Origin of the sequence: uncultured Serinicoccus sp., from assembly GCF_947487915.1 — a bacterium.
Lineage (GTDB): Bacteria > Actinomycetota > Actinomycetes > Actinomycetales > Dermatophilaceae > Ornithinicoccus.
The window spans coordinates 171,890-198,322 of the sequence record NZ_CANKYH010000002.1 but is presented as its reverse complement, the minus strand read 5'-3'; the positions used below and the strand labels follow the sequence as shown (position 1 = coordinate 198,322).

The 26,433-nt window shown below is 73.5% G+C and carries 26 protein-coding genes; 18 read left to right on the top strand and 8 right to left on the bottom strand.

The features are described from left to right. The first annotated feature begins 11 nt into the window (after positions 1 to 11). From dop to Q0795_RS02770, 5 genes are all read left to right on the top strand, one after another. Positions 12 to 1,565 carry a depupylase/deamidase Dop gene (gene dop, locus Q0795_RS02790; protein WP_298886180.1) on the top strand — a complete coding sequence of 518 codons (1,554 nt, stop codon included), beginning with the start codon at positions 12 to 14 and terminating at the stop codon, positions 1,563 to 1,565. 51 nt (positions 1,566 to 1,616) lie between these two features. Further along, on the top strand, positions 1,617 to 1,823 hold the full coding sequence (locus tag Q0795_RS02785) for a ubiquitin-like protein Pup (protein ID WP_298886177.1): 207 nt from the start codon (positions 1,617 to 1,619) through the stop codon (positions 1,821 to 1,823). Positions 1,824 to 1,833: 10 nt separating this feature from the next. Further along, positions 1,834 to 3,240: a Pup--protein ligase gene (pafA, locus tag Q0795_RS02780; protein ID WP_298886173.1), complete on the top strand. Its 1,407-nt coding sequence runs from the start codon at positions 1,834 to 1,836 to the stop codon at positions 3,238 to 3,240. A gap of 40 nt (positions 3,241 to 3,280) precedes the next feature. Beyond that, positions 3,281 to 4,324 (top strand): FKBP-type peptidyl-prolyl cis-trans isomerase, encoded by a 1,044-nt coding sequence (locus tag Q0795_RS02775; protein ID WP_298886170.1) that lies wholly within the window; start codon positions 3,281 to 3,283, stop codon positions 4,322 to 4,324. Between the two features lie 210 nt (positions 4,325 to 4,534). Further along, positions 4,535 to 4,933: an FKBP-type peptidyl-prolyl cis-trans isomerase gene (locus Q0795_RS02770; RefSeq protein ID WP_298886167.1), complete on the top strand. Its 399-nt coding sequence runs from the start codon at positions 4,535 to 4,537 to the stop codon at positions 4,931 to 4,933. Positions 4,934 to 5,077: 144 nt separating this feature from the next. Here the strand turns inward: Q0795_RS02770 and Q0795_RS02765 are convergent, their stop codons facing one another. From Q0795_RS02765 to Q0795_RS02755, 3 genes are all read right to left on the bottom strand, one after another. Next, entirely contained in the window at positions 5,078 to 6,430 is a 1,353-nt protein-coding gene (locus Q0795_RS02765) for a cation:proton antiporter (protein WP_298886165.1), read from the bottom strand. Positions 6,431 to 6,439: 9 nt separating this feature from the next. Beyond that, positions 6,440 to 6,586 carry a hypothetical protein gene (locus Q0795_RS02760; RefSeq protein ID WP_298886162.1) on the bottom strand — a complete coding sequence of 49 codons (147 nt, stop codon included), beginning with the start codon at positions 6,584 to 6,586 and terminating at the stop codon, positions 6,440 to 6,442. A 226-nt stretch (positions 6,587 to 6,812) separates the two neighbouring features. Beyond that, the gene (locus Q0795_RS02755; protein WP_298886618.1) at positions 6,813 to 7,985 is read right to left on the bottom strand and encodes a DUF3866 family protein; all 1,173 of its coding nucleotides are present in this window, start codon (positions 7,983 to 7,985) and stop codon (positions 6,813 to 6,815) included. A gap of 90 nt (positions 7,986 to 8,075) precedes the next feature. Between Q0795_RS02755 and Q0795_RS02750 the strand changes: the two genes are divergently transcribed. The 7 genes from Q0795_RS02750 (at position 8,076) to Q0795_RS02720 (ending at position 16,389) form a co-directional block, all read left to right on the top strand. After that, on the top strand, positions 8,076 to 9,092 hold the full coding sequence (locus Q0795_RS02750; RefSeq protein WP_298886158.1) for a WYL domain-containing protein: 1,017 nt from the start codon (positions 8,076 to 8,078) through the stop codon (positions 9,090 to 9,092). Then, the gene (locus Q0795_RS02745) at positions 9,092 to 10,075 is read left to right on the top strand and encodes a YafY family protein (RefSeq protein WP_298886155.1); all 984 of its coding nucleotides are present in this window, start codon (positions 9,092 to 9,094) and stop codon (positions 10,073 to 10,075) included. The genes Q0795_RS02750 and Q0795_RS02745 overlap by 1 nt, the downstream gene beginning before the upstream one ends. Positions 10,076 to 10,136: 61 nt before the next feature. Then, complete coding sequence (tatA, locus tag Q0795_RS02740) at positions 10,137 to 10,427, top strand: Sec-independent protein translocase subunit TatA (protein WP_298886152.1); 291 nt, start codon at positions 10,137 to 10,139, stop codon at positions 10,425 to 10,427. Between the two features lie 76 nt (positions 10,428 to 10,503). Continuing rightward, on the top strand, positions 10,504 to 11,280 hold the full coding sequence (tatC, locus tag Q0795_RS02735; RefSeq protein ID WP_298886149.1) for a twin-arginine translocase subunit TatC: 777 nt from the start codon (positions 10,504 to 10,506) through the stop codon (positions 11,278 to 11,280). Next, entirely contained in the window at positions 11,277 to 12,164 is an 888-nt protein-coding gene (locus tag Q0795_RS02730) for a diacylglycerol kinase family protein (protein ID WP_298886146.1), read from the top strand. Before tatC ends, Q0795_RS02730 begins: the two co-directional genes overlap by 4 nt. Positions 12,165 to 12,179: 15 nt before the next feature. Beyond that, the gene (locus Q0795_RS02725; RefSeq protein ID WP_298886143.1) at positions 12,180 to 15,131 is read left to right on the top strand and encodes a DEAD/DEAH box helicase; all 2,952 of its coding nucleotides are present in this window, start codon (positions 12,180 to 12,182) and stop codon (positions 15,129 to 15,131) included. Between the two features lie 49 nt (positions 15,132 to 15,180). Further along, the gene (locus Q0795_RS02720; RefSeq protein WP_298886141.1) at positions 15,181 to 16,389 is read left to right on the top strand and encodes an acetyl-CoA C-acetyltransferase; all 1,209 of its coding nucleotides are present in this window, start codon (positions 15,181 to 15,183) and stop codon (positions 16,387 to 16,389) included. A gap of 16 nt (positions 16,390 to 16,405) precedes the next feature. Here Q0795_RS02720 and Q0795_RS02715 read toward each other — a convergent pair whose 3' ends face one another. Continuing rightward, positions 16,406 to 17,059, bottom strand: a complete 654-nt coding sequence (locus tag Q0795_RS02715; RefSeq protein WP_298886138.1) for a phosphatase PAP2 family protein — start codon at positions 17,057 to 17,059, stop codon at positions 16,406 to 16,408. A 49-nt stretch (positions 17,060 to 17,108) separates the two neighbouring features. After that, a complete protein-coding gene (locus tag Q0795_RS02710; RefSeq protein WP_298886135.1) occupies positions 17,109 to 18,077 on the bottom strand; it encodes a 5'-3' exonuclease in 969 nt (322 codons plus the stop codon). A gap of 35 nt (positions 18,078 to 18,112) precedes the next feature. Between Q0795_RS02710 and Q0795_RS02705 the strand changes: the two genes are divergently transcribed. Then, complete coding sequence (locus Q0795_RS02705) at positions 18,113 to 18,358, top strand: hypothetical protein (protein ID WP_298886132.1); 246 nt, start codon at positions 18,113 to 18,115, stop codon at positions 18,356 to 18,358. Between the two features lie 10 nt (positions 18,359 to 18,368). Beyond that, positions 18,369 to 18,833, top strand: a complete 465-nt coding sequence (locus Q0795_RS02700) for an Lrp/AsnC family transcriptional regulator (RefSeq protein WP_058891111.1) — start codon at positions 18,369 to 18,371, stop codon at positions 18,831 to 18,833. Between the two features lie 46 nt (positions 18,834 to 18,879). Here Q0795_RS02700 and ybaK read toward each other — a convergent pair whose 3' ends face one another. Both ybaK and Q0795_RS02690 read right to left on the bottom strand, forming a co-directional pair. Next, positions 18,880 to 19,377: a Cys-tRNA(Pro) deacylase gene (ybaK, locus tag Q0795_RS02695; RefSeq protein ID WP_298886129.1), complete on the bottom strand. Its 498-nt coding sequence runs from the start codon at positions 19,375 to 19,377 to the stop codon at positions 18,880 to 18,882. A gap of 147 nt (positions 19,378 to 19,524) precedes the next feature. Further along, positions 19,525 to 20,997, bottom strand: a complete 1,473-nt coding sequence (locus tag Q0795_RS02690) for a lysine 2,3-aminomutase (RefSeq protein WP_298886127.1) — start codon at positions 20,995 to 20,997, stop codon at positions 19,525 to 19,527. 443 nt (positions 20,998 to 21,440) lie between these two features. Between Q0795_RS02690 and lnt the strand changes: the two genes are divergently transcribed. The 4 genes from lnt (at position 21,441) to Q0795_RS02670 (ending at position 24,907) form a co-directional block, all read left to right on the top strand. Then, positions 21,441 to 22,961 carry an apolipoprotein N-acyltransferase gene (gene lnt / locus Q0795_RS02685; RefSeq protein ID WP_298886124.1) on the top strand — a complete coding sequence of 507 codons (1,521 nt, stop codon included), beginning with the start codon at positions 21,441 to 21,443 and terminating at the stop codon, positions 22,959 to 22,961. Positions 22,962 to 22,970: 9 nt separating this feature from the next. Next, positions 22,971 to 23,771 (top strand): polyprenol monophosphomannose synthase, encoded by an 801-nt coding sequence (locus Q0795_RS02680; RefSeq protein WP_298886121.1) that lies wholly within the window; start codon positions 22,971 to 22,973, stop codon positions 23,769 to 23,771. Next, complete coding sequence (locus tag Q0795_RS02675) at positions 23,768 to 24,316, top strand: FxsA family protein (RefSeq protein WP_298886119.1); 549 nt, start codon at positions 23,768 to 23,770, stop codon at positions 24,314 to 24,316. Before Q0795_RS02680 ends, Q0795_RS02675 begins: the two co-directional genes overlap by 4 nt. Before the next feature lie 231 nt (positions 24,317 to 24,547). Beyond that, on the top strand, positions 24,548 to 24,907 hold the full coding sequence (locus tag Q0795_RS02670) for an RNA polymerase-binding protein RbpA (protein ID WP_058891117.1): 360 nt from the start codon (positions 24,548 to 24,550) through the stop codon (positions 24,905 to 24,907). Positions 24,908 to 24,976: 69 nt separating this feature from the next. Here the strand turns inward: Q0795_RS02670 and Q0795_RS02665 are convergent, their stop codons facing one another. Then, positions 24,977 to 26,365 carry an MFS transporter gene (locus tag Q0795_RS02665; RefSeq protein ID WP_298886116.1) on the bottom strand — a complete coding sequence of 463 codons (1,389 nt, stop codon included), beginning with the start codon at positions 26,363 to 26,365 and terminating at the stop codon, positions 24,977 to 24,979. Between the last annotated feature and the right edge of the window lie 68 nt (positions 26,366 to 26,433).

Below are 26,433 nucleotides of genomic sequence, written 5' to 3'. Positions count from 1 at the left end.
GAGGGAGCGACATGGGCGTGGGCAGGGTCATGGGGATCGAGACCGAGCTCGGCATCACCAGCACGCAGCGGGACCCCGCCGGGCAGCCGGTGACCCCGATGGTGCTCTCCGGGCAGGTGGTGCGGGCGTATGCCGCGGGCGCGCCCGCCGGGGCGGCGCTGCCCGCGGCCGCGGGGTGGGACTACGCCGACGAGACGCCGCTGCGGGACGCGCGCGGCTTCGAGATGGCCCGGGCGCTGGCGCACCGCTCGCAGCTCACCGATGTCGAGGACCCGACGATCGCCACCTCGGTGCTGTCCAACGGGGCCCGGTTCTACGTCGACCACGCCCACCCGGAGTACTCCAGCCCCGAGGTCACCGGCCCGCTCGCCGCGGTGCGCTGGGACCGGGCGGGGGAGGAGGTCGCCCTCGCGGCGGTCCGCACCCTCGCGCAGGAGGGCCTGGACGTCCGGCTCTACAAGAACAACGTCGACGGCAAGGGCGCCTCCTACGGCACCCACGAGAACTACCTCGTGCCCCGGTCGGTCCCCTTCGACCGGCTGGCCGCCCACCTCATCCCCTTCCTCGTCGCCCGGCCGGTGATCGCCGGCGCCGGGCGGGTGGGGCTGGGCCAGGCCAGCGAGCGCCCGGGCTTCCAGCTCTCCCAGCGGGCCGACTACCTCGAGGCCGAGATCGGGCTGGAGACCACGCTGCGCCGGCCCATCGTCAACACCCGCGACGAGCCGCACGCCACCCCGCACCTGCACCGTCGTCTGCACGTCATCGTCGGGGACGCGACGATGGCCGACGTCACCACCTACCTCGCGCTCGGGTCGCTGTCGGCGGTGCTGCGGGTGGTCGAGACCCACCCGCACCTGCTCGACGGGCTGGCCCTGGCGCGCCCCGTGGCCGCGGCCCAGCAGGTCAGCCACGACCCGACGCTGCGGGCGACCGTCGAGCTGGCCGACGGCCGCCACCTCACCGGGCTGGACCTGCTCGAGGCGCACCTGGACGCCGCCGAGCAGGCCGCGGCGTCCGGGCACGAGGCCTGGGCCGAGACGGGCGAGGCACAGACCGGGCCGCTGCTGCGCCGGTGGGGGGAGGTGCTGGACACCCTGCGCCGGGACCCCACCGGGGCGGCCGGGCAGGTCGAGTGGGTGGCCAAGCAGCAGCTGCTCCAGCGGTTCGCCGAGCGTGCGGGGACGGGCTGGGAGGACAATCGGCTGGCGGCCATGGACATCCAGTGGCACGACCTGGACCCCGACCGCGGCCTGGCCCGCAAGCTGCGGGCCGCGGGGCGCCTGGAGCGCCTCGTCGGCGAGGAGGAGATCGCGCACGCCGTCACCCACCCGCCCGAGGACACGAGGGCCTGGTTCCGCGGAGAGGTGGTCCGGCGCTACGGCGCTGGCGGAGGAGTGCGGGCCGCCTCCTGGGACTCGGTCGTGCTCGCCGACGAGCGGGGCCGGCTGCGGCGGGTGCGGATCGAGGAGCCGACCGGCGGGCGCCGGGACCGGGTCGCCGACCTGCTGGACCGGCATACCGACGCCGCCGGGCTGCTCTCCGAGCTGGTCAGCGAGGACGTCTGAGCCGCGACCGGCCTCCATGCCGGCGACGACGCTCTGCCCTAGGATCGAGGTATGTCGCAGCAGCAGTTCGACCGCCGACGGGACAGCGGTGCCGGGGACGGCCCGGACCCGGACGCCACCCCGGCCCCCGCCGCACCGGCGGCGCAGAGCGCCGAGCGGGACGAGGCGCTGGACTCCCTGCTCGACGAGATCGACGGGGTCCTGGAGACCAACGCGACCGAGTTCGTGCACGGCTTCGTGCAGAAGGGCGGCCAGTGACGGTGCCGCCATGCTGAGCCGCATCATGGGCGTCGAGACCGAGTTCGGCGTCAACGCGACCTTCGCCGGCCCCTCGCGGCTCTCCCCGGAGGAGGTCTCCCGTTACCTCTTCCGCAAGGTCGTGGCCTGGGGCCGCTCCTCCAACGTCTTCCTGGGCAACGGCTCGCGGCTCTACCTCGACGTCGGCTCGCACCCGGAGTACGCCACCGCCGAGTGCACCGACCTGCTCGACCTCGTCGCCCACGACCGGGCGGGCGAGCTCGTGGTGCAGGACCTCGCGGAGGACGCCGAGCAGCGGCTCGCGGCCGAGGGCCTGGACGCGACCGTCTACGTGCTCAAGAACAACGTGGACTCCCGGGGCAACTCCTACGGCTCGCACGAGAACTACCTCATCGAGCGGCGTACCCGCATGGAGCGCCTCACCGACACCCTCGTGCCGTTCCTCGTGACCCGCCAGCTGGTCACCGGCGCCGGGCGGCTGCACGTCGTCGAGCAGCGGGCGACCTACCTCGTCTCCCAGCGCGCCGACCACATGTGGGAGGACCTGTCGTCGGCGACGACCCGCTCGCGGCCCATCATCAACACCCGCGACGAGCCGCACGCCGACCCCGAGAAGCACCGGCGCCTGCACGTCATCGTCGGCGACTCCACGATGAGCCAGACCACGACGATGCTGCGCCTGGGCACCACCGACCTCGTGCTCAAGATGCTGGAGGCCGGCACCGTCGTGCCCGACCTCGTCCTCGCCAACCCCATGCAGGCGATCCGCGAGGTCAGCCGCGACCGGACCGGGCGGACCCCGCTGGCGCTGCGCCGCGGCGGCACCATCACCGCCCTGGAGCTGCAGCGCGAGCTGCTCGACCTGACCACCGGGTATGCCCGGGGTGCCGGCCTAGATGAGCACCCGGTGCACCGCGACGTCCTGGAGCTGTGGGAGCGCGGGCTCGAGGCGATCGAGACCGACCGGCTGGACCTCGTCGACACCGAGATCGAGTGGGTCATGAAGAAGAAGCTGCTGGACTCCTACGCGCAGCGGCACGACCTCGAGCCGTGGGACCCGCGGCTGCAGCAGCTCGACCTGGCCTGGCACGACATCCACCCGCGGCGCGGGCTCTCCCGCATTCTCGAGCGCTCGGGCGCCGCGCGGACCGTGGTCGACGAGGCCCGGATCCGGACCGCCACGACCGTGCCCCCGGACACCCGGGCGCGGCTGCGCGGCGACTTCGTCCGGACCGCCGCCGAGCACCGCCGCGACTTCACCGTGGACTGGGTGCACCTCAAGCTCAACGACGCCGCGCAGCGAACGGTGATCTGCAAGGACCCGTTCGCGGCGCAGGACGAGCGGGTCGACGCCCTGCTCGAGCACATCCGCGCCACCAGCGGTGCTCCCACGAAAGGTTCAGGGTCACCGGGTTAGGCTGGCCCGGACGCTTCCCCGATCTGCAAAGGACGCACCTGTGCGCTCTTCCCGCCTGCGCTACCTCGCGGCTGCCGCCGCACCCCTGATCTTCCTCGCGGGGTGCAGCCCCGAGTCGGCCGACGAGGGCTCGGACGACGCCGCGACGAGCAGCGCACCCGGCGACGACGCCGCCGCGACCTCGGCCGCACCCAACGGCGACCTGGCCGATGTCGGCGTCGACACCGAGGGCGAGGCCCCCGCCCTGACCTGGGACGGCGAGCCCTTCGCCGAGGGCGACCTGCCGTTCGTGGCCGGATCCACCGAGGCCCGCACCCTCACCGAGGGCGACGGCGACGAGGTCGAAGACACCCACGAGGTGCGGGTGAGGTACCTCACCGTCAACGGCACCACCGGCGAGCAGCTGGTGTCGACCTTCGAGAACGACGAGGCGGTCACCCTCGACCTCACCGACGAGACGCTTTTCCCGGCCTTCCGCGACCAGCTGCCCGGCACCATGGTCGGCGACGAGCTGCTCCTGGCGATCCCGGCGGCCGACGCGTTCGGCGAGGCCGGCAACGAGCAGCTCGGCGTGGGCCCGACCGACACCATGCTCTTCTACATGGTCGTCGAGGACACCGGCGAGCCGCTCACCGAGGCGCAGGGCGAGGAGGTCGAGCCCGAGGAGGGCCTGCCCACCGTCACCATGGGCGACGCCGGGCCGGAGATCGACGTCGAGGGCGTCGAGGCACCCGACCAGCTCATCACCCAGCCGCTCATCCGCGGCGAGGGCCCCGAGGTCGTGGCCGGGCAGACCATCCGGGTCCACTACACCGGGGTGAAGCTCTCCGACGGCGAGGTCTTCGACAGCTCCTGGGAGCGTGGCGAGCCGACCGAGTTCCCCATCGGCGTCGGACAGGTCATCACCGGGTGGGACGAGGGGCTCGTCGGCCAGACCGTCGGCTCCCGGGTGCTGCTCGTCATCCCGGCCGAGGAGGCCTACGGCCCGGCGCCGGAGGAGACCGAGGGCGAGACCGCGGCCCCCGGCAACGAGCTGGCCGGCGAGGACCTCGTCTTCGTCGTCGACATCCTCGGCGCCTCCTGACCGGCACCGCTACACCCCACCGAGCGCCGCACCTGGTTGGCTGACGCCCCACCGAGCGCCGCAGATGGTTGGCTGACGCCCCACCGAGCGCCGCACATGGTTGGCTGACGGCCCACCGGGCGTCGCACCTGGTTGGCTGACGGCCCACCGAGCGCCGCACCTGGTTGCCGGCGCACGGCATACCCGACCTCGAACGAGAAGGAGCACATCATGACCGAGTCCGCTTTCGGCCGCGTCCAGAAGGCCAAGCCCGAGATCGACTTCCCCGGCGACGAGCCGCCCGCCGACCTACAGGTCGAGGACCTCGAGGTCGGCAAGGGCGCGGAGGCCACGCCCGGCTCGACGATCTCCGCGCACTACGTGGGCGTGTCCTGGTCGACCGGCGAGGAGTTCGACGCCTCGTGGAACCGCGGCGAGCCGCTCACCTTCACCGCCGGCGTCGGCCAGGTCATCCAGGGCTGGGACCAGGGCCTGCTCGGGATGAAGGTCGGCGGTCGCCGCAAGATCGTCATCCCGCCGCACCTCGGGTATGGCGACCGCGGCGCTGGCGCTGCCATCAAGGGTGGCGAGACGCTCATCTTCGTCGTCGACCTCATGGACGTGCGCTGACGCGTCCACCGGCGCCACCCGGCGCACCGCCCTCGGCCCAGGCGTTCATGTGAACGCCTGGGCCGACGGCTGTCGGCGTGTCGTCGGCTCAGGCGTTCACGTGAACGGCTGAGCCGATCAGGACGGGGGTGTCGTCAACCCGCTTCAGGTCGAGCGGATGAGCCGCTCCCGGTCGCGCTCCAGCTTCGTCATGATGGGCGTCACGAGCACGCCGTGCAGGACGACGGAGAAGACGATCGTGAAGACGCAGGTGGCCCACAGCCAGCGCTCCCCGGTCCAGGTCGTCTCGGAGAGGGCGTAGGCGATGTAGAAGAGCGTGCCCACGCCGCGGATGCCGAAGAAGGCGGTGATGAGCCGCTCGCGCCGGGCCAGGGGGCGCAGCTTCTCGTCGCACATGCGCCAGCGCCCGGGGCGCAGCGCGATCCACCCGGCCAGCGGCCGGATGACCAGGACCAGGGCGACGCCCACGAGGACGCCGCGCCAGTCGAGGGACTCCAGCGCGCCGTCGGTGAGCGCGATGCCCACGAAGAGCAGGACGAGGAGGGTCAGCAGCCGCTCCAGCCGCTCGACGACGCCGTGCATGTGCTCGTGGAACTCGTGCCGCCGCGCCTGGGCCCGCATCGTCATGGCGCAGACGAAGACGGCGAGGAAGCCGTAGCCCTGGGCGACCTCGGCCACGCCGTAGGCCAGCAGCATCGCCGCGAGGGCCAGCAGCGACTCACCCTGCTCGGCCAGCCGCAGCGCCTGCTGCCGGGTGCGGAACGCGAGGTAGGCCATGACCCAGCCCACGGCGATCCCGACGAGCAGGCCGATGGTGATCTTGCCCACGAGCTCCCACGCCAGCCAGCGCAGCCCCCACTCCGCTGCCGACCCCATGGTCATGAGGAAGATCGCCGCGTAGACGAAGGGGAAGGCCAGGGCGTCGTTGAGCCCGGCCTCGGAGGTCAGGGCAAAACGGACCTCGTCGTCGTCGCTGATCTCGTCGTCGTGCAACTGCTCGGCCATCGACTCATCGCTGTCCGCCTCACGCCTCGTGATGACCGGGCCGCCGACCTGCACGTCCCCGGCGAGGACCGGGTCGGTGGGCGCGAGCACGGCGCCGAGCAGCAGGGCCGGTGCGGCACCCAGTCCGAGTCCCCACCAGCCGAGCAGGAAGACGCCGGCGATGGTCAGCGGCATGGCGATGCCGAGCAGCCTCCAGGTCGGCGACCAGGTGCGCCAGGAGCCGCGGTTGCGGAAGGACAGCGGCCGGTCCAGCGCCAGCCCGACCCCCATGAGGGCCACCAGGACGGTGATCTCGGTGACGTGCTCGATGGTGTCGCGCTGGTCGGTGGGGTCGAAGGCGAAGCTCGAGCCGAAGGGGAGCAGCCCCACCAGCATGCCTACGAGGATGAGGATGACCGGCGCGGACAGCCAGGCACGGGTGAGCAGGCTCGGCAGCGCGACCGCGAGCAGCAGCACCCCGCCGCCCAGGAGGAAGACCAGGTCGGAGGTCATGCCGGTGCCTCAGTCGGCCCGGGGTGCGGCGCCGGGGGTGGAGCCCGGGGTGGGGGCGCTCGGTCGCCGGGGTGCGTCCCGCGGGCCGCGGTCGCGGGTCCCGTGGGGAGGATGCGCCGTGACGTCGAGGTATGCCGTGGGCGCGGGCAGGGTCATGGCCCTCAGCCTAGGTGACCGGCGGGCGAGCGGCGCTCACCGCTCCCTCTGGTCCCGCGCGTCACTGAGTGCGGAGACGTGCACCCGGGCCGGGGTTATTTCCGTGTCCGCCGGGTCTTTCCCCGCAGTGTGGGAGCCGTGGTGCTGAGGTGACGGGCGGGCTCGGGACGGTCGACGACGAACGGGCGGTATGACGACGAGCGGGCGGTCTACCGTCGGCCCGGGTTCAAGCCGTGCCGTCGAGGAGCCGGGCGGCGTGGCGGCCGGCAGCCGCGGCGGCCAGGAAGGCGGCCGGGTCGTCCTCCAGGCCACGGCCCATCGTCGACAGGGGGACCGGTACCTGCGCGAGCGCGTCCGGCAGGCCCTCGGTGGCAAGCTCGACCAGGCGCAGGTGCGGCGCGGCCGCGACCAGGTCGCGCGCCTGCCGGTGGACGAGCCCGAGGCACTCGCGCAGCGCGGGTGCCCCTGCCGGGTCTCCGGTGCCGGGGAAGGACCTGTCCCGGGGGGATCCGGTACCCGCGAAAGAGGTCTCCGCCGCACCTGCGTCACCCGTTGGCGGTGCCAGCACGGGGACGGGCAGGTCGGCGGGGTGGGTGAGGACCCGGCCGAAGGCGGTGGCGCTGTGGTGGGACAGCCCGCGGTGCCGCTCGCGGGCGTCGGCCTGGGAGACCCGCAGGCCGGCCACCGGGCGGCCGCCGAGCACGGCGGCGGCATTGAGCGCCTCGCCCGCGGCCACGCCGGAGAAGCCCCACCGGGTGTCGGTGCCGAGGTTGCCCGGTCCCTGGATCACGACGGCCAGGTCGGCCCCGACGACGTGCCGGGCCGCGAGCAGCGCGGTGTGCACCGTCACCGCCTCCAGGTCACCGCCGAAGGCCTGCCCCGCGGTGATCGTGCTGGCCAGCCACCCCGCCTCGCGCAGGCCGGCGACGGTCCGCGACCAGGCCAGCGGCAGCGCGGCCCCGTCGGTCATGACGTACGCGACCCGGGCCGCGGGCCGCTGCGCCCGGACCCCCGCGAGCACCGCCGGGAGCGCCGAGTGCAGGTCGGTGGCGAGCACCGGCATACCCTCCAGGTCGTCCGCCTGGGCGAGGGTGGCGTGGTGCTCGCCCTCGGGGTCGTCCACCCCCAGCACCATCGGCTGCAGCGGGGCGTAGCGGCCCTTGACCAGGTGGCCCGGCTCACCTGCCGCGCGGTCCGGCCAGGCGTCGGGACGGTCGGGGAGGGCGACGACGAGGGCATACCCTCCCGTGCCGAGGCCGCGCTCCAGCGCGGTGACGTTGAGCAGGACCCGGTCACCCGTCGCGGCGCTCCCGACGAGGTCGGGGTAGCCCAGCGCCCGCACCCGCTCGCCCCCGACGTCGACGCCGAGCACCTGCACGCCGGTCCACCCCGGCAGCAGCTCGTGCACCTCACCCTCGCGCCACGTGATCACGACAACCGAGCCTATCGATGCCCGGGTCGCGGGAGGTCGGACGGTAGCCTGCGAGGCATGGCGAAGAGCACGAGCACCGGCCCCAGCCCGGCCGCGGCCAAGACCGAGCGGCTGCTCAACCTCGTCATCGCCCTGCTGCACACCCGCCAGCCGCTGAGCCGCGCCAAGCTGCGCCAGGCCGTCCCGGACTACGCGCGGAGCACCCCCGAGGCGTTCGAGCGGATGTTCGAGCGGGACAAGGACGAGCTGCGCGCCCTGGGCATCCCGCTGCGCACCGAGCCGATCGACGCCTTCTTCGACGACGAGCCGGGCTACCGCATCGACCAGCGCGAGTACGCCCTGCCCGAGATCGACTTCGCCCCCGACGAGCTCGCGGTGCTCGGGCTCGCGGCGCGCGCCTGGGGCCAGGCGAGCCTCGCCGGCCCGGCCGCGCAGGCGCTGCGCAAGCTGGACGCCGCCGGGGTGGTGCGCGACGAGTCCTCGGTCGCCGGGATCGAGCCGCTGCTGCACACCCCCGACCCCGCCTTCGAGCCGGTCCGCGACGCCGTGCTCGAGCACTGCCCGATCACCTTCGACTACCGCGGCGGCTCCGGCGACCTCGCGCGCCGCCACGTGCAGCCGTGGGGGCTGACGAGCTGGCACGGCCGCTGGTACCTCACCGCCCACGACCTCGACCGCGACGCGCCCCGGGTGTTCCGGCTGGACCGTGTCGTCGGCCTCCCGCAGCGCGCCGGCCGGCCCGGGGGGTATGCCGTGCCCGAGGACCTCGACGCGCTCGCCATGATCCGGCGCAGCGCGGGGGAGGACGGCGAGCGGTCCACGACCGTCCGCCTGCTGGTGCGCGACGGGGCGGCCGCCTCGCTGCGGCGGCGCGCCCGCGAGAGCGCTGCTGGCGGCGACGTGCCTGAGGGCTGGTCGCGGCTGGAGCTCGACGTGGGGTCGCTGACGCCGCTGGCGCGCGAGGTCACCGCGGCCGGGCCGCACGTGCACGTAGAGGCACCGGCCGAGCTGGCCGAGCAGGTCGCCGAACGACTGCGCGCGGTGCTCGCCGCGCACGGGGGAGGAGCGGCCTGATGGCGACCTACGAGAGCGCCACCTCCCGGGTGGCCCGGATGCTGACGATGGTGCCGTGGTTGCTGCACCGGCAGGGCATCGACCTCGCGACGGCGGCAGCCGAGCTCGGGGTGAGTGAGAGCCAGGTCGTCGAGGACCTGCAGGTCCTCTTCCTGTGCGGGCTGCCCGGTCACTACCCCGACGACCTCATCGAGGCCTCCTGGGAGGGTGGGCGCGTCTTCGTCGGCAACGCCGACACCATCGCCCGCCCCCTGCGCCTCGGCCGGGACGAGGCCCTGGCCCTCATCGTGGCGCTGCGGGCGCTCGCCGACACCCCGGGCCTCGCGGAGCGGGACGCCATCGACCGGGCGCTCGCCAAGCTGGAGTCCGCCGCCGGGGAGACCGCGCGGGCGGCGGCCGCCGTGCGCGTCGACCTCGAGCAGCCGGCCGACGACGGGATCGCCGCGGCCGTCCGGGCCGGGCTGACCGAGCGGCGCCGGCTGCACCTGCGCTACACCTCCGGCAGCCGGGACGAGACCACCGAGCGCGACGTCGACCCGCTCCGGGCGCTGTCGGTGGACGGCCGGTGGTACCTCGAGGGCTGGTGCCACCGCGCCCGGGGCGTGCGCCTGTTCCGGCTCGACCGGATCGAGGCCGCGCAGGTGCTGGACGTGCCGGCCACCCCGCCCGAGGACCTGCCCGAGCGGGCCGTCGGCAGCGGGGTCTACCGGCCCGACCCCGACGACCAGGCCGTCACCCTCGACCTCGACCCCGGCTCGGCGTGGGTCGCCGAGCAGGTCCCGGCCGAGGAGGTCGAGCCCCGTGGCGACGGCTCGGTCCGGATGGTGCTGCGGGTCGCCGACCCCCGCTGGCTCATCCGGCTCGTGCTGCGCGAGGGCGGGGGAGTGCGGGTCGTCGAGCCGGCGGCGCTCGTGGACGCCGTGCAGGAGGCCGCGCGCACGGCCCTGTCGGGGAACCTGTCGCCAGGCCCGGCGTTAGACTGACCACGCACCCCGGTGCGCCGCCACGGCGGCGACACCTCTACCGAGAGCGAGTGAGCCCACCATGCGTCTCCAGGCCTGGCACATCGTCGTCCTCGTCGTCGCCTTCCTCCTGCTCTTCGGGTGGAAGAACCTGCCCAACATGGCCCGCTCCATGGGTGAGTCGATGCGTGTCTTCAAGTCCGAGGTCGACCAGATGAAGGACGAGGGCGAGGCGCGCAAGACCGAGAAGGACGCCGAGCGGCCCGCCCTCGACGACCGCAAGGACCACGACGCCGACACCGCCCGCGAGGAGTACGACGCGATGAAGCGGCGTGAGGGCGGGGCCGGCACCACCGGCACGACCGGCGCCTGAGCGACCGCGCGACACGGCATACCCGACGGTGACCCGAGCGGCCCGCGCCCGACGCGCGAAGGACCCCGAGGGGCGGATGTCTCTCGGGGACCACTTCCGTGAGCTGCGCAACCGGCTGACGATCAGCGTGCTGGCGATCGGGGTGCTCTCGGTCGTCGGGTGGTACTGGTACGACGAGATCATCTCGGTCGTCACCGCCCCCATCGACGCCGTCGCCGCCGAGCGCGGGGACGAGGCCGTCTCGCTGCGCTTCCAGAACATCACCGAGCCGTTCGCGATGCAGCTGCGGGTGGCGATCTTCAGCGGCATCCTGCTCGCCAGCCCGATCTGGCTGTGGAACATCTGGGGCTTCCTGCTGCCCGGGCTCACCCGCGCGGAGAAGAAGATCGCGCTGTCCTACTTCTTCATCTCGATCCCGCTGTTCTTCGCCGGGGCGGCGCTGGCGGCCTTCACCTTCCCGCGCCTCGTCGCGATCCTGCTCGGCTTCACCCCGGAGGGCATCGCCAACCTGCCCGGGGCCAGCGAGTTCCTCACCCTGTGGCTCTACTTCATGCTCGCCTTCGGCCTGGCCTTCCTGCTCCCGGTCGTGCTCGTCGCGCTCAACCAGATCGGCATCCTGTCCGCCCGGCTCATGCTGCGCAGCTGGCGGGTCGTGCTCTTCGGGATCCTCGTCTTCTCCGCCTTCATGACGCCGGACCCCAGCGCCTGGACGATGCTGGCGATGGCCAGCCCGGTCTTCGCGCTCTACTGGTGCGCGGTCGGCGTCGCCTTCCTCATGGAGCGGCGGCGGGAGAAGAAGAACCCCGGCCGGTATGCCGGTCTCTCGCCGGACGAGGCGACCCCGCTGACATGAGGTATGCCCTCGTGCACGGCCGCCGGTCCGGCCGTGGCGGGGCGGCCGCGGTGGGGGAGGCCGCGACCGGCGCCCTGCGCGCGGCCGGGCACGACGTCGTCCAGGTGACAGCGGGCACGCTGGAGCAGGCCCGGGCCGCGAGCGCCGCCCTCGTGGCCGACGGGGTCGACGTGCTGGTGGTCGCCGGCGGGGACGGGCTGGTCAGCCTGGGGGCGGACGTCTGCTCGGGGACGGGTACGGCGCTGGGCATCCTGCCGGCCGGGACCGGCAACGACAACGCGCGCAGCCTGGGGCTGCCGCCGGACGGTGCGGGCTGCGTCCAGGTGCTGCTGGCGGGGCGGACCCGCACCGTCGACACCCTGCTCCTGCCCGAGCTGGACCGCCGGGTGCTGGGCTCGGTCTGCGGCGCGCTCGAGGCGCGGATCAACGCGCGGGCCAACCGGATGCCCCGGCGGCTGGGTGCGACGTCCTACACCCTGTCCGCGCTGGTCGAGATCGCGCTGCTGCGCCGACAGCCGCCGCTGCACTACCGGCTCACGGTGGACGGGCGGCCCCGCGAGCTGGACGCGCTCGTCGTGGTCGCCGCGTCGATGCCGTTCTTCGGCGGCGGACTGCCCATCGCCCCCGCGGCGGACCCGGCCGACGGCGCGCTCGACCTCGTCCTCGTCCGCCCCGTCTCCCCGGCCCAGGCCCTGGGCGTGCTGCGCGCGCTGCGGGCGGGACGGCATACCGGGCATCCGGCGGTCGAGGTGCACCGCGCCCGAGAGGTGCGCGTCGAGGGACCGGACGACGTCGTCGCGCACGGAGACGGCGAGCCGCTGGGGCCCCTCCCGCTCACCGTGCGCGTGGACGCCGCGAGCCTTCGGGTGGTCGTCCCGGGCTGACGTAGCCTGGGTGGTATGCCCAGCCCCGCCGAACGCTACGCCGCCTCGCGCGCCCGGGCCTCGCGTGCCGCCACCCCTGCGGGGCGGTTCACCGAGACCCTGGGCCTGGAGCTCGACGACTTCCAGCGCGAGGCCATCGACGCCGTGCAGGAGGGCGCCGGGGTGCTCGTCGCGGCGCCGACCGGTGCCGGCAAGACCGTGGTCGGCGAGTTCGCGGTCGCGCTCGCCCTGGAGACCGGGCGCAAGGCGTTCTACACGACCCCCATCAAGGCGCTGTCGAACCAGAAGTACCACGACCTCGTGGCACGGCACGGGTCCGCCAACGTCGGGCTGCTCACCGGGGACGCGTCGATCAACGGCGAGGCACCGGTGGTCGTCATGACCACCGAGGTGCTGCGCAACATGATGTATGCCGCGTCCCCCACCCTGACCGGGCTCGGCTTCGTCATCATGGACGAGGTGCACTACCTCGCCGACCGGTGGCGCGGCGCGGTCTGGGAGGAGGTCATCATCCACCTGCCCGAGTCGGTGCAGGTCATCTCGCTGTCGGCGACGGTCAGCAACGCCGAGGAGTTCGGCGACTGGCTGCGGCAGGTGCGGGGGCGGGGCGATGCGGACTCGCTGCGGGTCATCGTCTCCGAGCACCGGCCGGTGCCGCTGTGGCAGCACATGATGGTCGGCCAGCGGCTCTACGACCTCTTCGTCACCGACGGGCTGCGGGCCGTCCCCGGGGTCGACGGGACGACCCGGGTCAACCCCGAGCTGCTGCAGGGCATCTCCGCCGCCGAGCGCTCGGCCCGGGCCGACGGCGGCTGGCGGCGCGACGACGCCGGTGGCCCCCGGGGCCGGCGGGGCGACCCACGTGGCCGCGGTCGCTCGGGCGGGGGGCGCTCGGGTGGCGGGCGCGGGGGCGGCGGACGCGAGCAGCGGGGGTCACGGCATACCGGGCGGTCCCGTCGCTACGACGACGCCCGGGGCGCGGGCGGCGGGGGCACCGGCGGTGTGGGAGACGCGGGCTTCTCCCGCGGGTCGCTGCCCGGGGGCGTGGCGAGCCGCGCGCAGGTCATCGACCGGCTCGACCGCGACGGGCTGCTGCCGGCCATCACCTTCATCTTCAGCCGGGCCGGGTGCGACGGCGCCGTCCAGCAGCTGCTGGGCCGTGGCACCCGACTCATCCCCGAGGAGCAGGGCCAGACGATCCGGGCCCTGGTCGCCGAACGGGTCGCCGAGGTCGACCCGGCCGACCTGGGGGTGCTGGGCTACCACGACTTCGTGGAGGGGCTCTCCCGCGGCTACGCCGCGCACCATGCCGGCATGCTGCCGCTCTTCCGCGAGGTCGTCGAGGAGCTCTTCACCGCCGGGCAGGTGCGCTCGGTCTTCGCGACCGAGACGCTCGCGCTCGGCATCAACATGCCGGCCCGCACGGTGGTGCTGGAGAAGCTGGTGAAGTTCAACGGCGAGGAGCACGCCCCGGTCACCCCGGCGGAGTACACCCAGCTCACCGGCCGGGCCGGGCGCCGCGGCATCGACGTCGAGGGCCACGCCGTGGTGCTGTGGCGCCGCGGGACAGACCCGATGGACGTCGCCGGGCTGGCCTCGACCCGGACCTACCCGCTGCGCAGCTCCTTCCGGCCCAGCTCCAACATGGCGGTCAACCTCGTCGCGCAGTACGGTCGCGACCGCGCCCACGAGCTGCTCCAGGCGAGCTTCGCGCAGTTCCAGGCCGACCGGTCCGTCGTCGGGCTCACCACCCAGATCCGCTACAACACCGAGGCGCTGGAGGGGTATGCCGAGTCCATGGTCTGCGACCGTGGGGACTTCCGGGAGTACGGCCGCCTGCGTCACCAGCTCTCCGAGGTCGAGAAGAAGGCCGCCCGCACCCGGCAGGCCCAGCGGCGCAGCGACATCGGTCAGGCGCTGGAGGAGCTCGAGCGCGGTCAGGTCATCCAGCTCGACGGCGGGCGGCACGGCACGATGGCGGTGGTCGTCCGGGGCGCCCGGGGCGCCGGCCCGGAGCCGACGGTCGTCACGTCCAGCGGTCGGGTGCAGCGGCTGACCATCCCGGGCTTCCGGGACGTCCCCGAGGTCATCGGCACTCTCACGGTGCCCAAGCACTTCAACGAGCGCAGTCCCAAGGCGCGCAAGGACCTCGCCGCGGCGCTGCGCTCCACCGTCCACGAGCCGGTGCCCGGGCGGACGTCGTCCGGGCGCGGGCGGGACGGCATACCCGAGGGGACGGCGGCACAGGTCGACGAGCTGCGGGCCGCGCTGGCCGCGCACCCCTGCCACAGCTGCCCGGAGCGCGAAGACCACGCCCGGTGGGCGGCGCGGTGGTGGACGCTGCGCAAGGAGACCGACGACCTGCAGCGGCGGGTGACCCACCGCACGAACACCCTGGCGGCGACCTTCGAGCGGATCTGCGACCTGCTCTCGGCGATGGGCTACCTCAGCGAGGACGGTCAGGAGGTGACCGGGGAGGGCCAGCGGCTGCGCCGGATCTACACCGAGCTCGACCTCGTCGCCGCCGAGGCGCTGCGCCGCGGGACGTGGCGCCGGCTCACCCCGGCGGACCTCGCGTCGGTGGTCTCCGCGCTCGTGCACGAGTCGCGCGGCGACGAGCCGGGCGACCCGCCGACGCCGAGCGTCGAGGTGGCCGAGGCGCTGGGCGAGATGGGCTCGATCTGGACCGAGGTGCAGGCCGGCAAGCTCGCGCACAACCTCACCGGCGACCGCGAGCTGGACCCCGGGATCACCTGGATGGTCCACCGGTGGGCCTCCGGCCGCGGCCTGGAGGAGGTGCTGCGCTCGGGCGACCTGTCGGCCGGTGACTTCGTGCGCCGGGCCAAGCAGGTCGTCGACCTGCTCGGCCAGATCACCCACGCGGCCGACGAGGACGTCGCCGCCACGGCCCGCCGCGCCTCCGCCGCGATGCTGCGCGGCGTCGTCGCCGCCGACCGCCTCGACTGAGCCCATCCCTGCACCGGACGCGCGTCCGGTGCGCGGTTAGAGTGCGGCCATGCCCGAGATCGTCATCTGCTCCCCGTTGCGCACCCCCGTCGGGGGCTTCCTCGGCAGCCTGGCCCCGTTGTCCGCCGCGGACCTCGGCACCCAGCTGCTGAGCGCTCTCCTCGAGCGGACCGGTCTGCAGGACGGCCAGGTCGACGACGTGATCGTCGGCAACGCGAACCCCTCCGGGGAGATCCCCGCGCTCGGGCGCATCCTCGCGCTCAACGCAGGCCTCGACTCCGCACCGGGTATGCAGCTCGACCGGCGGTGCGGGTCCGGCCTGCAGGCGGTCCTCACCGCGGCCGCGCAGGTCGCCGGCGGCGGGAGCCGGCTCGTCGTCGCCGGGGGAGCGGAGTCGATGAGCCAGGTCGAGCACTACGCGCTGCTGCGGCAAGGGGTGCGGGCGGACGTCCAGCTTGCCGACCGGCTCGCCCGCGCCCGGGCCACCGCCGGCGGCGAGCACCACCCCATCCCGGGCGGGATGATCGAGACGGCCGAGAACCTGCGGCGCGAGCACGGCATCTCCCGGGAGGCCCAGGACGAGCTGGCCCACCGCTCCCACCAGGTGGCCGCCGCGGCGCAGCGCGAGGGCCGTTTCGCCGACGAGATCGTGCCGGTGCAGGTCCCCGGGCGACGAGGCGCCACCACCACCGTGGACGCCGACGAGCACATCCGCCCCGACACGACACCCGACACCCTCGCCGGGCTGCGCCCGATCATGGGCCGCCAGGACCCGGAGGCCACGGTGACCGCCGGCAACGCCAGCGGACAGAACGACGCCGCCGCCCTGTGCGTCGTCACCACCCGCGAGCGGGCCGACGAGCTGGGCCTGACCCCGATGCTGGCCCTGCGGTCGTGGGCCGTCGCCGGCGTCGCCCCGGAGACGATGGGCATCGGCCCGGTCCCGGCCAGCGCCGCGGCGCTCGAGCGGGCCGGCCTCACGCTCGCCGACCTCGACCTCGTCGAGCTCAACGAGGCGTTCGCCGCGCAGGCGCTCGCCGTGCTGAAGGCCTGGGGGATGGAGGACCCGACCAGCTGGGAGCGGCTCAACGTCAACGGGTCGGGCATCTCGCTCGGCCACCCGGTCGGCGCGACCGGCGCCCGGATCCTCGCCACCCTGGCGCACGAGCTGCGGCGACGCGAGGGCCGTTACGCCCTCGAGACGATGTGCATCGGCGGCGGCCAGGGGCTGGCTGCCGTCTTCGAGCGGGTCGGCTGACCAGCCGCGATCGTCCTCACCCGGGAAGGCGCCGGGTCATCGAGCCGGGCGCACGCCCCCGGACCAGCAGGCCCAGACCACCTGCTCCGACGGCGAGGAACGCCGAGGCCAGCACGTCGCTGGGCCGGTGGAAGCCCAGCAGCACGACCAGCGCCCCCATCCAGAGGCTGACCACGGTGCCGACGAGTGCCGCCACGGGCCGCAGGCGGCGCGGACTGACCAGCAGCAGCGCGAGCGCGAGCGCGAGGGCCGCACCGGTGTGGCCGCTGGGCAGGGAGTTGGCCATGGCCCACGCGTCGGCGAGCTGCGGGCGCGGCAGCACGTCCTTGAGCACCTGGGTGGAGGCCACCAGCAGCGGCACCGCGACGAGCACCGCGAGCCCGGTCCGCACGTGGCGCAGCAGCGCGAGGGCACCGAGCCCGAGCGCCAGGGCGAGGAGCAGGTAGGGGTTGGGCAGGAGACTGCTGAGCAGGTCGTGCCGGGATCCGGTCACCGTCACGGCGTCCATGACCCCGCTGTCGATGCTCTGACCCCGGGTGCTGAGCACCGCGACGACGTAGACGGACACGAAGCCGAGGCCGCCGAGCAGCATCAGCCCCGCGGGCCACCCGACCGGGCGCGGGTCGTCGGCCACGAGCGGCACCGGGTCTGGCCTCGTGCTGGTCCTCACCCGACCACGGTAGGGCGCGCACCTGGGTGGCCCCTGGGTCGCGGCGCCCTCAGGGAGCGATGCTCAGGGCGGCCAGCAGGCGCGCGACCGGGTTGCCCAGGTCGTAGGTCTCGACGAGCTGGTGCAGGGTCCCGGGGTCGGCCAGCTCTCGTGGGAGGGTGAGCGGCACGTCGGCCACGGGGGCGTCGTGGGCGACGAGGACCACCCGGGGCGCGGCGTCGAGGTAGGCCGCGCCCGCCTCGAGGTTGGTCCGCCGCGCTCCCTTGATCGCCGGGTCTCCGGAGTCGACCGCCTCGCGCAGCGCGGCCAGGGTGCCGTACTGCTCGATGAGCGCAGCAGCGGTCTTCTCGCCGATCCCTTTGACCCCGGGGAGCCCGTCGGAGGTGTCCCCGCGCAGCATCGACATCTCGGCGTACGCGCGCCCGGTCGGTACGGCATACCGTCGCCGCAGGTCGGCCTGATGGATCTCCTCGGCGTCGCGCACGCCCTGCTTGGCGGTGTAGACCACCGTGACGCCGGCCCCGTCGTCCACGAGCTGGAAGAGGTCGCGGTCCCCGGTCACGACGCCCACCGGCAGGCGGCCGTGGTGCCGTGCCGTGAGCGTGCCGATGACGTCGTCGGCCTCGTAGCCCGGCGCCCCCAGCACCGGGAAGCCGACCGCCTCGAGCACCTGCCGCAGGATGGGCACCTGGACCTCGAGCTCAGGTGGAGCCTCCTCCTTGTCCCCCGAACCCTCGACCAGACGGTGAGACTTGTAGGACGGGATGGCCTGCACGCGGAAGTCCGGACGCCAGTCGTCGTCCCAGCAGCAGGCCAGGTGGGTGGGGGAGAAGCGCCCCACCAGCGTGGCGACCATGTCGAGCAGCCCGCGGACCGCGTTGGTCGGGGTCCCGTCGGGCGCCTCGCGCAGGTCCTTCATCCCGTAGAACGCCCGGAAGTACAGCGAGGCGGTGTCGAGGAGCAGCAGCTGCGGCGGTGCGACGTCGACGTCCGCGGTCGCCTCGGAGGAGGTCGTCATGGGCCTCACCCTAGTGGTGTGGGTTAGCGTGAGGTATGCCTCGCAGACGCCCGCTGCTGCTCCTCGCCGGGGTGCTGCTGGTCTCGGCGGTCCTGCTCTTCGGGCCGTGGTGGGAGACGGCGGCCGGCGACAACCCGCTCACCCGGCCGCCCGGACCCGACTACGCGACGGTGCTGCGGCTGAGCCTGCCCACCCTCGTGCTCGCGGCGACGGTGGTGGCGCTGCTCATGACCTCGCGCGGCGAGCGCGGGGAGGGACGAGGGCGGGGCGCCCGGCACTAGGGTTGCCCCCATGGAGCCGCTAGATCGCCACATCGTCACCGTCCTGGCCCAGGACGGTCGGATCAGCTTCGCCGACCTCGGTCGGCAGGTGGGGCTGTCCACGTCGGCGGTGCACCAGCGGGTCAAGCGGCTGGAGGAGCGCGGCATCATCACCGGCTACCGGGCCGTCGTCGACTACGCCTCGGTCGGGCTGCCCCTCACGGCCCTCATGTCGGTCACCCCCTTCGACCCCTCCGACGACGACGACATCCCCGAGCGGCTGGCCCACATCGAGGAGATCGTGGCGTGCTGGTCGGTCGCCGGCGACGAGAACTACGTCCTGCTCATCCGGGTGCCCCGCCCCCAGGACCTCGAGGAGCTGCTCGGCCGGATCCGGCAGGAGGGCTCCTGCTCCACCAACACCACGATCGTGCTGTCCACGCCGTGGGAGGACCGCCTCGGCGCCCTGCCGCACGAGCTCCCCACGACTCCCTGACCCGGCCCCGGTGCCCCGGGCCCCGCGTGCCTGACCGAGGGCGCTGTCAGCGGCCCGGACGCGCGATCCGCGCGACCGAGGCGTGCGTCAGTCGCTGCAGGTCCGCCGGCGCCAGCTCGAGGTCCAGGCCGCGCCGGCCCCCGCTGACCAGCACGGAGGCATACCCCGTCGCGGAGGCGTCCAGGACGGTGGGCAGCGCTCGCTTCTGCCCCAGCGGGCTGATGCCCCCGACGACGTAGCCGGTCACGCGCTCGGCCACCCGCGGGTCGGCCATGGTGACCTTCTTCGTCGCCAGCGCGCCCGCCATCGCCTTGAGGTCGAGCTGGGCGACGACGGGGACGATCCCGACGGCCAGGCCGCCGTCCACGGCGACCAGCAGCGTCTTGAAGACCCGCTCCGGCTCGACGCCCAGGGCCTGCGCCGCCTCCAGCCCGAAGGACTCGGCCGAGGGGTCGTGCTCGTAGGCCCGCACGGCATACCGGACCCCGGCACGGTCGAGCGCGACCGTCGCCGGAGTGCCCCCGGACTGCTTCTTCGTCGCCACGACGTCAGGGTATGCCGACGCTCACCACCGAGCGTCGCGAAGGGTTGCCCTGCGACCCACCGAGCGTCGCGAATGGTTGCCCTGCGGGCCACCGAGCGTCGCGAATGGTTGCCCTGCGACCCACCGAGCGTCGCGAATGGTTGCCGCTCAGGCGAGCTGGTCGACCGAGGCCCGGCGGGAGGCCGCGGCGGCCTCCTGCGCCTTCTCCTGCTGGCCGGCCTCGTCGGTGCCGTGCACCTCGGCGGCCTCGCGACGCCACCAGTCCTGGCCGCTGGTCGGCAGGGTGTCGATGGGGTCGTAGTAGACGTACTCGGCGCTGGTGACGTCGACGTCCTCACCCTCGATGGAGGTGCGGTAGTTCTTGCGCCAGTAGGAGATGCCGCGCTCGGTGTCGTAGGTGTCGACCTGGTGGACCCAGCGCTTGCCGACGAAGGGCACGTCGCAGACGATGCGCGGGGTGGCGAAGCCCGGGAGGTAGCCCAGCATCGAGTGCTGCAGGTGCTGGGCGTGGGCCAGGGAGACCCGCCAGTGCTCGCTGAACGGGATCATGTCGCACATGTAGAAGTAGTACGGCGTGATCATCGCCTCGTCGGACATGGCGAAGCACAGGTCCAGCAGCTGCGCGGACGTGTCGTTGACCCCGCGCATGAGCACGCCCTGGTTGCGGACGTCGCGGATCCCCGCCTCCAGCATGACCTTGCTCGCCTCGGCCACCAGCGGGGTCACCGACTGGGCGGCGTTGATGTGGGTGTGGATGGCCAGCCCGACACCGCGCTCGCGGGCCTTGCGGGCGACCCGACCGACGCCCTCGACGGTGTCCGGGGCGAGCCAGTGCTGCGGCATACCCATGAGCGCCTTGGTCGCGAGCCGGACGTCGCGGATGGAGTCGATGTCGAGCAGCTGGTCGAGCCAGGACTCGAGGTTCTTCCACGGCATGTTCGCGACGTCCCCGCCGGAGACGACGACGTCGCGCACCCCCGGGGTGGCGCGCAGGTAGTCCAGGATCGCGGTGTGCCGGTCCACCGGCTTGCCGGCCAGCTTGAGCTTGGTGACGGTCGGGGTCGAGTTGCCCACCAGGTCCATCCGGGTGCAGTGACCGCAGTACTGCGGGCAGGTGGGGAGCATCTCCGCGAGCACCTTGGTGGGGTAGCGGTGGGTCAGCCCCTCGGCGACCCACATGTCGTGCTCGTGCAGGCTGTCCCGGGTGGCGTAGGGGTGGCTGGACCAGTCGGTGCGCCGGTCGGAGAAGACCGGCAGCATGTAGCGGCGCACGGGGTCGGCCAGGAACGCGGCGGTGAAGTCGGCCCCCGCGGCCGGCATCCGACCGTCGACCCACGTGGGCTCGCTGACCATGGTGTTGAGCATCTGGGGCGGCAGCAGCATGGACATGGTCGCGCGCTGCTCCTGGTCGCGCTGCAGGTCGGCGTAGAACTCCTCGGCGAGCAGTGGCCCCATGACCGTCCGCAGCTGCCCGATGTTCTTGACGCAGTTGACCCGTTGCCACTGCACGTCGGCCCACTGCTGCGGCGTGACGTCGGCCCAGCCGGGGAAGCGGGTCCAGTCCGGCTCCACCAGCTCGCGGCGACGGTAGATGTAGGGCTGCTCGATCTGTGCGCTCATGGCGCCATGCTACGGATGATTTACGGCGTATGCGAGCACCAACAGGATGATTTCTTGCCGAAACCCCGATCGGCCGGATGATGTGGTGGTCTCACCCACCCGCGGCCGATCCCGCTCGGCGGCGCCCTCACCAGCACGGTCGTGGGCGGCGTGTCGTCGCCGACACGCCGAGGTGGGGTAAAGATCTCCCCAAGCCCGATCGCAGAGGACGGCCGACTGACCTGCGAACTCTCGTATCATCGCAGGTCACAGCGATGTTGACACTCGTCGCGCGGCCACCTACGTTCTAGTGCTGTCCCTCGGGCGTCGACGCGCCCGTCGGGGGAGCCAGGGCCCCGAGCACCGAGTAGACAACGGGACCGTGCCGGCCGCCAGCCGCGTACGGACCGGCCCCAAAGGTGCCGGGGTCCGGCTATGTCCGGAGGGGTCCGTACGCTGGAGGCGTGCCTTGGCCGCTCCGACTCCTGCTCGCGCTCCTGGGCGGCGTGGCCCTCTGGCTCGCCTTCCCCGACCACGACCTCTGGCCGCTGGCCATGGTGGGGGTCGGGGCGCTGGCGTCCGCCACGGCAGGGGTGCGGGTCCGGACCGGGCTGGCTGCGGGGCTCCTGCTCGGCCTGGCGTGGTACACCCCGATGTTCGTCTGGGCCAGCACCTACGCGGGCATCATGCCCTGGGTGGCCATGAGCATCGCCTCGGCGCTCTACCCGGCCGCGCTGGGCGGTTTGCTCGCGCTGCTCCAGCGCTCGGGCGCCGTCCGGCCGGTCGTGGGCGCGGCGGCCTGGGTGCTCATGGAGTATGCCCGCTCGGTCACGCCGTTCGGCGGGTTCCCCTGGGCGCGGCTCGGGTTCAGCCAGGCGGACAGCCCCCTGCTGGGCGCCGCGAGCCTGGTCGCCGTCACCGGCCTCGGTTTCCTGGTGGCCCTCGTCGGCGGTCTGCTCGCCCGCGCGGTCCAGTTCGCGGTCGGCGCTGGCGCTTCCCGGAGCCTGCCCCGCGCAGGGGTGCTCGCGGTCGTCGCGGTGGCCCTGGCCCTGGCCCCGGCCGCCTTGCCGCGGCCCACCGACGGGGAGCCGCTGGACGTGGCGGCCGTGCAGGGTGACCTCCCGCCCGACTTCACCCGGACGCTGAGCGCCGAGCGCGGCACCATGCTCGAGCGCTACACGTCGATGACCGAGGACCTGGCGGCCGAGGTGTCCACCGGGGCGGGGGGACCACCCGACCTCGTGCTGTGGCCCGAGGGCGCGAGCGACCTCGACCCCTTCTCCCCGAGCGAGGGGGACGCCGCGGTGCAGCGGATGATGACCGGCGTCGACGCCCTGGGTGCCCCGGTGGTGCTCGGGGCGGTGTCCTACGGCACGGGGGAGGCGCCACGCAACATGGTCCTCGAGCTGCAGCCGGGCGAGGGCGTGGACGACACCTACCAGAAGGTCTACCTCGCCCCGTTCGGCGAGCGGATGCCGCTGCGCCCGCTCGTGCGGCACCTGTCCGAGTGGGTGGACCGCATCCCGGACTGGGAGGCGGGCACCGAGCCCGGGCTCATGGACGTCGAGCTCGCCGACGGCCGGAGCGTCCGGTTGGGGTTGGGCATCTGCTTCGAGGTCGTCGTCGACCCCGCGGTGCGCGACGTGGTCGCCGGGGGAGCCGAGCTGCTCGTGGTCCCCACCAGCAACGCGTGGTTCGGGGAGGGCGACCAGTCCGCCCAGCACCTCGCCACCTCCCGCGTCCGTGCGGTCGAGTACGGCCGCTCCGTGGTCCACATCAGCAACGTCGGGATCTCCGGGCTCATCAGCCCGGACGGGGTGGTCCACGAGCCGACCGAGCTCTTCACCCAGGCGGTGCTGCGCGACGAGCTGCCGCTGCGCACCGCCCGCACCCCGGCCTTCACCACCGGCCCCTGGGTGGTGCCCGCCGCCGCCGTCCTCGTGGTGCTCGGACTGCTGGTCAGGCGCCGTCACCGCGCCGATTAGGCTGCTCGGATGACCTCTCGTGGCCCGCTGCACCGCGTCTGCGTGTGCATCCCGACCTACCAGGAGCGCGCCTCCCTCCCCGAGGTGCTGCGCCGGGTCCGCGGGGCCGTCCCCGACGCCGAGGTCCTGGTCGTGGACGACGCCAGCCCGGACGGCACCGGTGAGCTGGCCGACCGGATCGCCGCCTCCGACCCCTACGTCCACGTGCTGCACCGACCCGGCAAGGAGGGCCTCGGGCCGGCCTACCTGGCGGCCTTCGACTGGGCAGCCCAGCGAGGCTTCGACGCCGTGGTGGAGATGGACGCCGACGGCTCGCACCAGCCGGAGGAGCTGCCCGCCCTGCTCGCCGCCGCCGAGCACGGACCGGGCGCCGACGTGGTCATCGGCTCGCGCTGGGTCGAGGGGGGCTCGGTGCACCGCTGGCCCTGGCACCGCCGGCTCCTCTCGGTCGGCGCCAACACGTATACCCGGCTCGCGCTGGGTCTGCACGTCCACGACGCCACGGCGGGGTTCCGGGTGTACCGGCTGCCGCAGCTGACCGAGCTGGTCGCCGGTCCCGTGGCCTCCCAGGGCTACTGCTTCCAGGTGGACCTCACCCGCCGTGCCGTGGAGGCGGGTCTGCGCGTCGTGGAGGTGCCGATCGCCTTCGTCGAGCGCGTCGAGGGCTCCTCCAAGATGACCGGCGACATCGTCCGGGAGGCCGTGGTGCTGGTGGGCGTGTGGGCGTGGCAGCGCCGGACGGGTCAGCTCAGGGAACACCTGGCCGGGCGGGACCGTTCTCGATGGCACCACCTCGAGGAGGCCACGTGAGCACGACCGCACCTTCTGGCAGCAGCGCCCGACGCCGTCCGGTGCTGAGATGGGTCCTGCTCGCCTTCGTCCTGCTCCCGCTCGTCGAGATCGCCGTCCTGGTGGCGGTCGGACGCAGCATCGGCCTGTGGTGGACCCTCTTCCTCGTCGTGGCGGTGGCCGTCCTCGGCACCTGGCTGGCCCGGCGCGAGAGCAGCCGCACCTACCGTGCGCTGCAGCAGGCGCTGAGCTCGGGCCGGATGCCGGCGGACGAGGTCACCGACGCGATCCTCCTCACGGTCGGCGGGCTCCTGCTGCTCCTGCCGGGGTTCGTCAGCGACGTCCTGGCGCTGATCCTCGTGCTGCCCTTCACCAGGCCGGCGGCACGTCGTCTGTTGCAGGCCCTGGTGGCCAGCCGGGCCCTGACCGTGGTCGGGGGACCGGTCGGACCCGGAGGTCGTCGCCCCGGCCGCCCACCCGGGGCCGGCACGGTCATCGACGGCGAGATCGTGGACGAGCACCCGCCACCGTGGGACGACGACACGCGTCCGTCCCTCGGTCGGTGAGGCGCTGACTGGTCAGCGCCTCACCGGGAGCGCTATCATGAGATGTTCCCCCCGCACACCGACCACCGCACCACGCTGCATCCGGGACGGCGGACGGACAGGGAACACGGGGCGGTCGGTCGACGTTGACACCAGTCAACAGGGCGGTCACAGGTCCAGGTCTGTCGGCCGTCCACCGAACGCGACAGCGAACGATCACGCGTGTCCGATGACACGATGGGAGTGGAACACATGGCAGAGAGGTCCCTGCGCGGCACCAACCTCAGCTGGCTCTCCTTCGAGAGCGACGAGGGCGTCACCTTCAGCGACCGAGAGATCAGCCGCTACGTCTGCCCGGACGGGCACGTCAGCGAGCTGCCGTTCTCGGTGGAGGCGGAGATCCCGCCGATCTGGGAGTGCCGTTGCGGTCTCGACGCCAAGCTGGAGAACGGCCCCGAGCCCGAGCTGAAGGCGACCAAGCCGCAGCGCACCCACTGGGACATGCTGCTCGAGCGGCGCTCGGTGCCCGAGCTCGAGGAGCTCCTGGAGGAGCGGCTGGCCCTGCTGCGCGAGATGCGCGGCGAGAAGCCCCGGCGCAAGCGCAGCGCCTGAGGCACGACATACCCGTCCGGTGAGGGCGTGGCCCGCGAGGTGCGGGTCACGCCCTCTCCGCGTCCGCCCTCACACCTTGCGCGGCTGCTCGTTGCCGGCCATCGCGATGCCCTTGCGCATATCGACGCGGGTGAGGATGAGACCCCCGACGACGAAGAAGGCGATGGTGACCAGGATCGCCGGGCGGTAGGACCCGGTGAGCTGGTAGGTCAGGCCGAAGGCGAGGGTCCCGAACCAGCTGGTGCCGCGCTCCATCGCCTGGTAGAAGCTGAAGTACTCCGACTCCTTGCCCGTGGGGACGAGCTGGGAGTAGAGCGAGCGGGACAGCGCCTGGGTCCCGCCCATGACGGTGCCGATGAAGACGGCGCAGACGAGCCAGATCGTGAACGCGCCGGTGGGCACGAAGTAGGCGAAGGCCACCACCAGCGTCCACATGACCAGGCCGGCCAGCACGGTGCGCTTGGCTCCGACCCGGCCGGCGATGACCCCGAAGACCAAGGCACCGCCGAAGGCGACGAACTGGACGAGCAGGATCGTGATGATGAGCTGGCTGGTGTCGAAGCCCAGGGCCTCGCTGCCGTAGAGGCTCGCCGAGGAGATGACCGTCTGGATGCCGTCGTTGAAGAACAGGTAGGCGAGCAGGAAGAGCAGGGTGTGCGGGTAGCCGCGCAGGTCGCCGAAGGTGTCCCGCAGCTGGGTGACCGTGCCGCCGAGCACCCCGGCCGAGCGCTCCACCGGGGCTGCCGTGGTGCCCCGGATGCGACGCAGCCCGATGACGGGGATGAGCGTGAAGACCGCCCACCACAGGCCGGCCGACAGCAGGTTGAGGCGCACGGCCATCGTGTAGGAGATGCCGAGGGACTCGTGGACCGTCATGAGGCCGAGGTTGAGGGCCAGCAGGATGCCGCCGCCGAGGTACCCCAGCGCCCAGGCTCTCGACGACACCCGGTCGCGGTCGTCGGGGGAGGCGACCCGCACGAGCAGGGCGTCGTAGACGACGGTCGAGGCCCCCAGGCACAGGTTGGCCACGACGATGAGCAGCACCCCGAGCTCCCAGTTGCTGCCCTCGAGGAAGAACATCGAGGCGGCCGCGGCGGCGCCGACCCAGGCCAGGCCGCCGAGGAGCCAGGTCGGGCGGGGGTGGCGGTCCGCGACGGCCCCGACGAAGAGCAGCACCACCGCCGACACGAGGGTCGCCACGGTGATGGTGTAGGGCGCCACCGACCCGACCGCCACGGGGACCCCGAGCACGGACAGCATCTGCTCGCAGGTCTGGCCCTCGGCCAGGTCCGGGCAGGCGTCGGCCCGGGCCAGGGCGGTGAGGTAGGGCGCGATGAGGACGGTGCCGGTGGTCGTGACGTAGGCGGAGTTGGCCCAGTCGTACCACCCGAAGGCGCGCTGGTGGGAGCGGGTGCGCTCGGACGCGGGGTCGGCCCGGGCCACCGGGGGAGCTGTCATGGCGCCCATCGTAGGGACCTCACGGCGCAGAGCGAGGAGGCTCGAGGGGGGCGGTTCGGGTTGCGCCG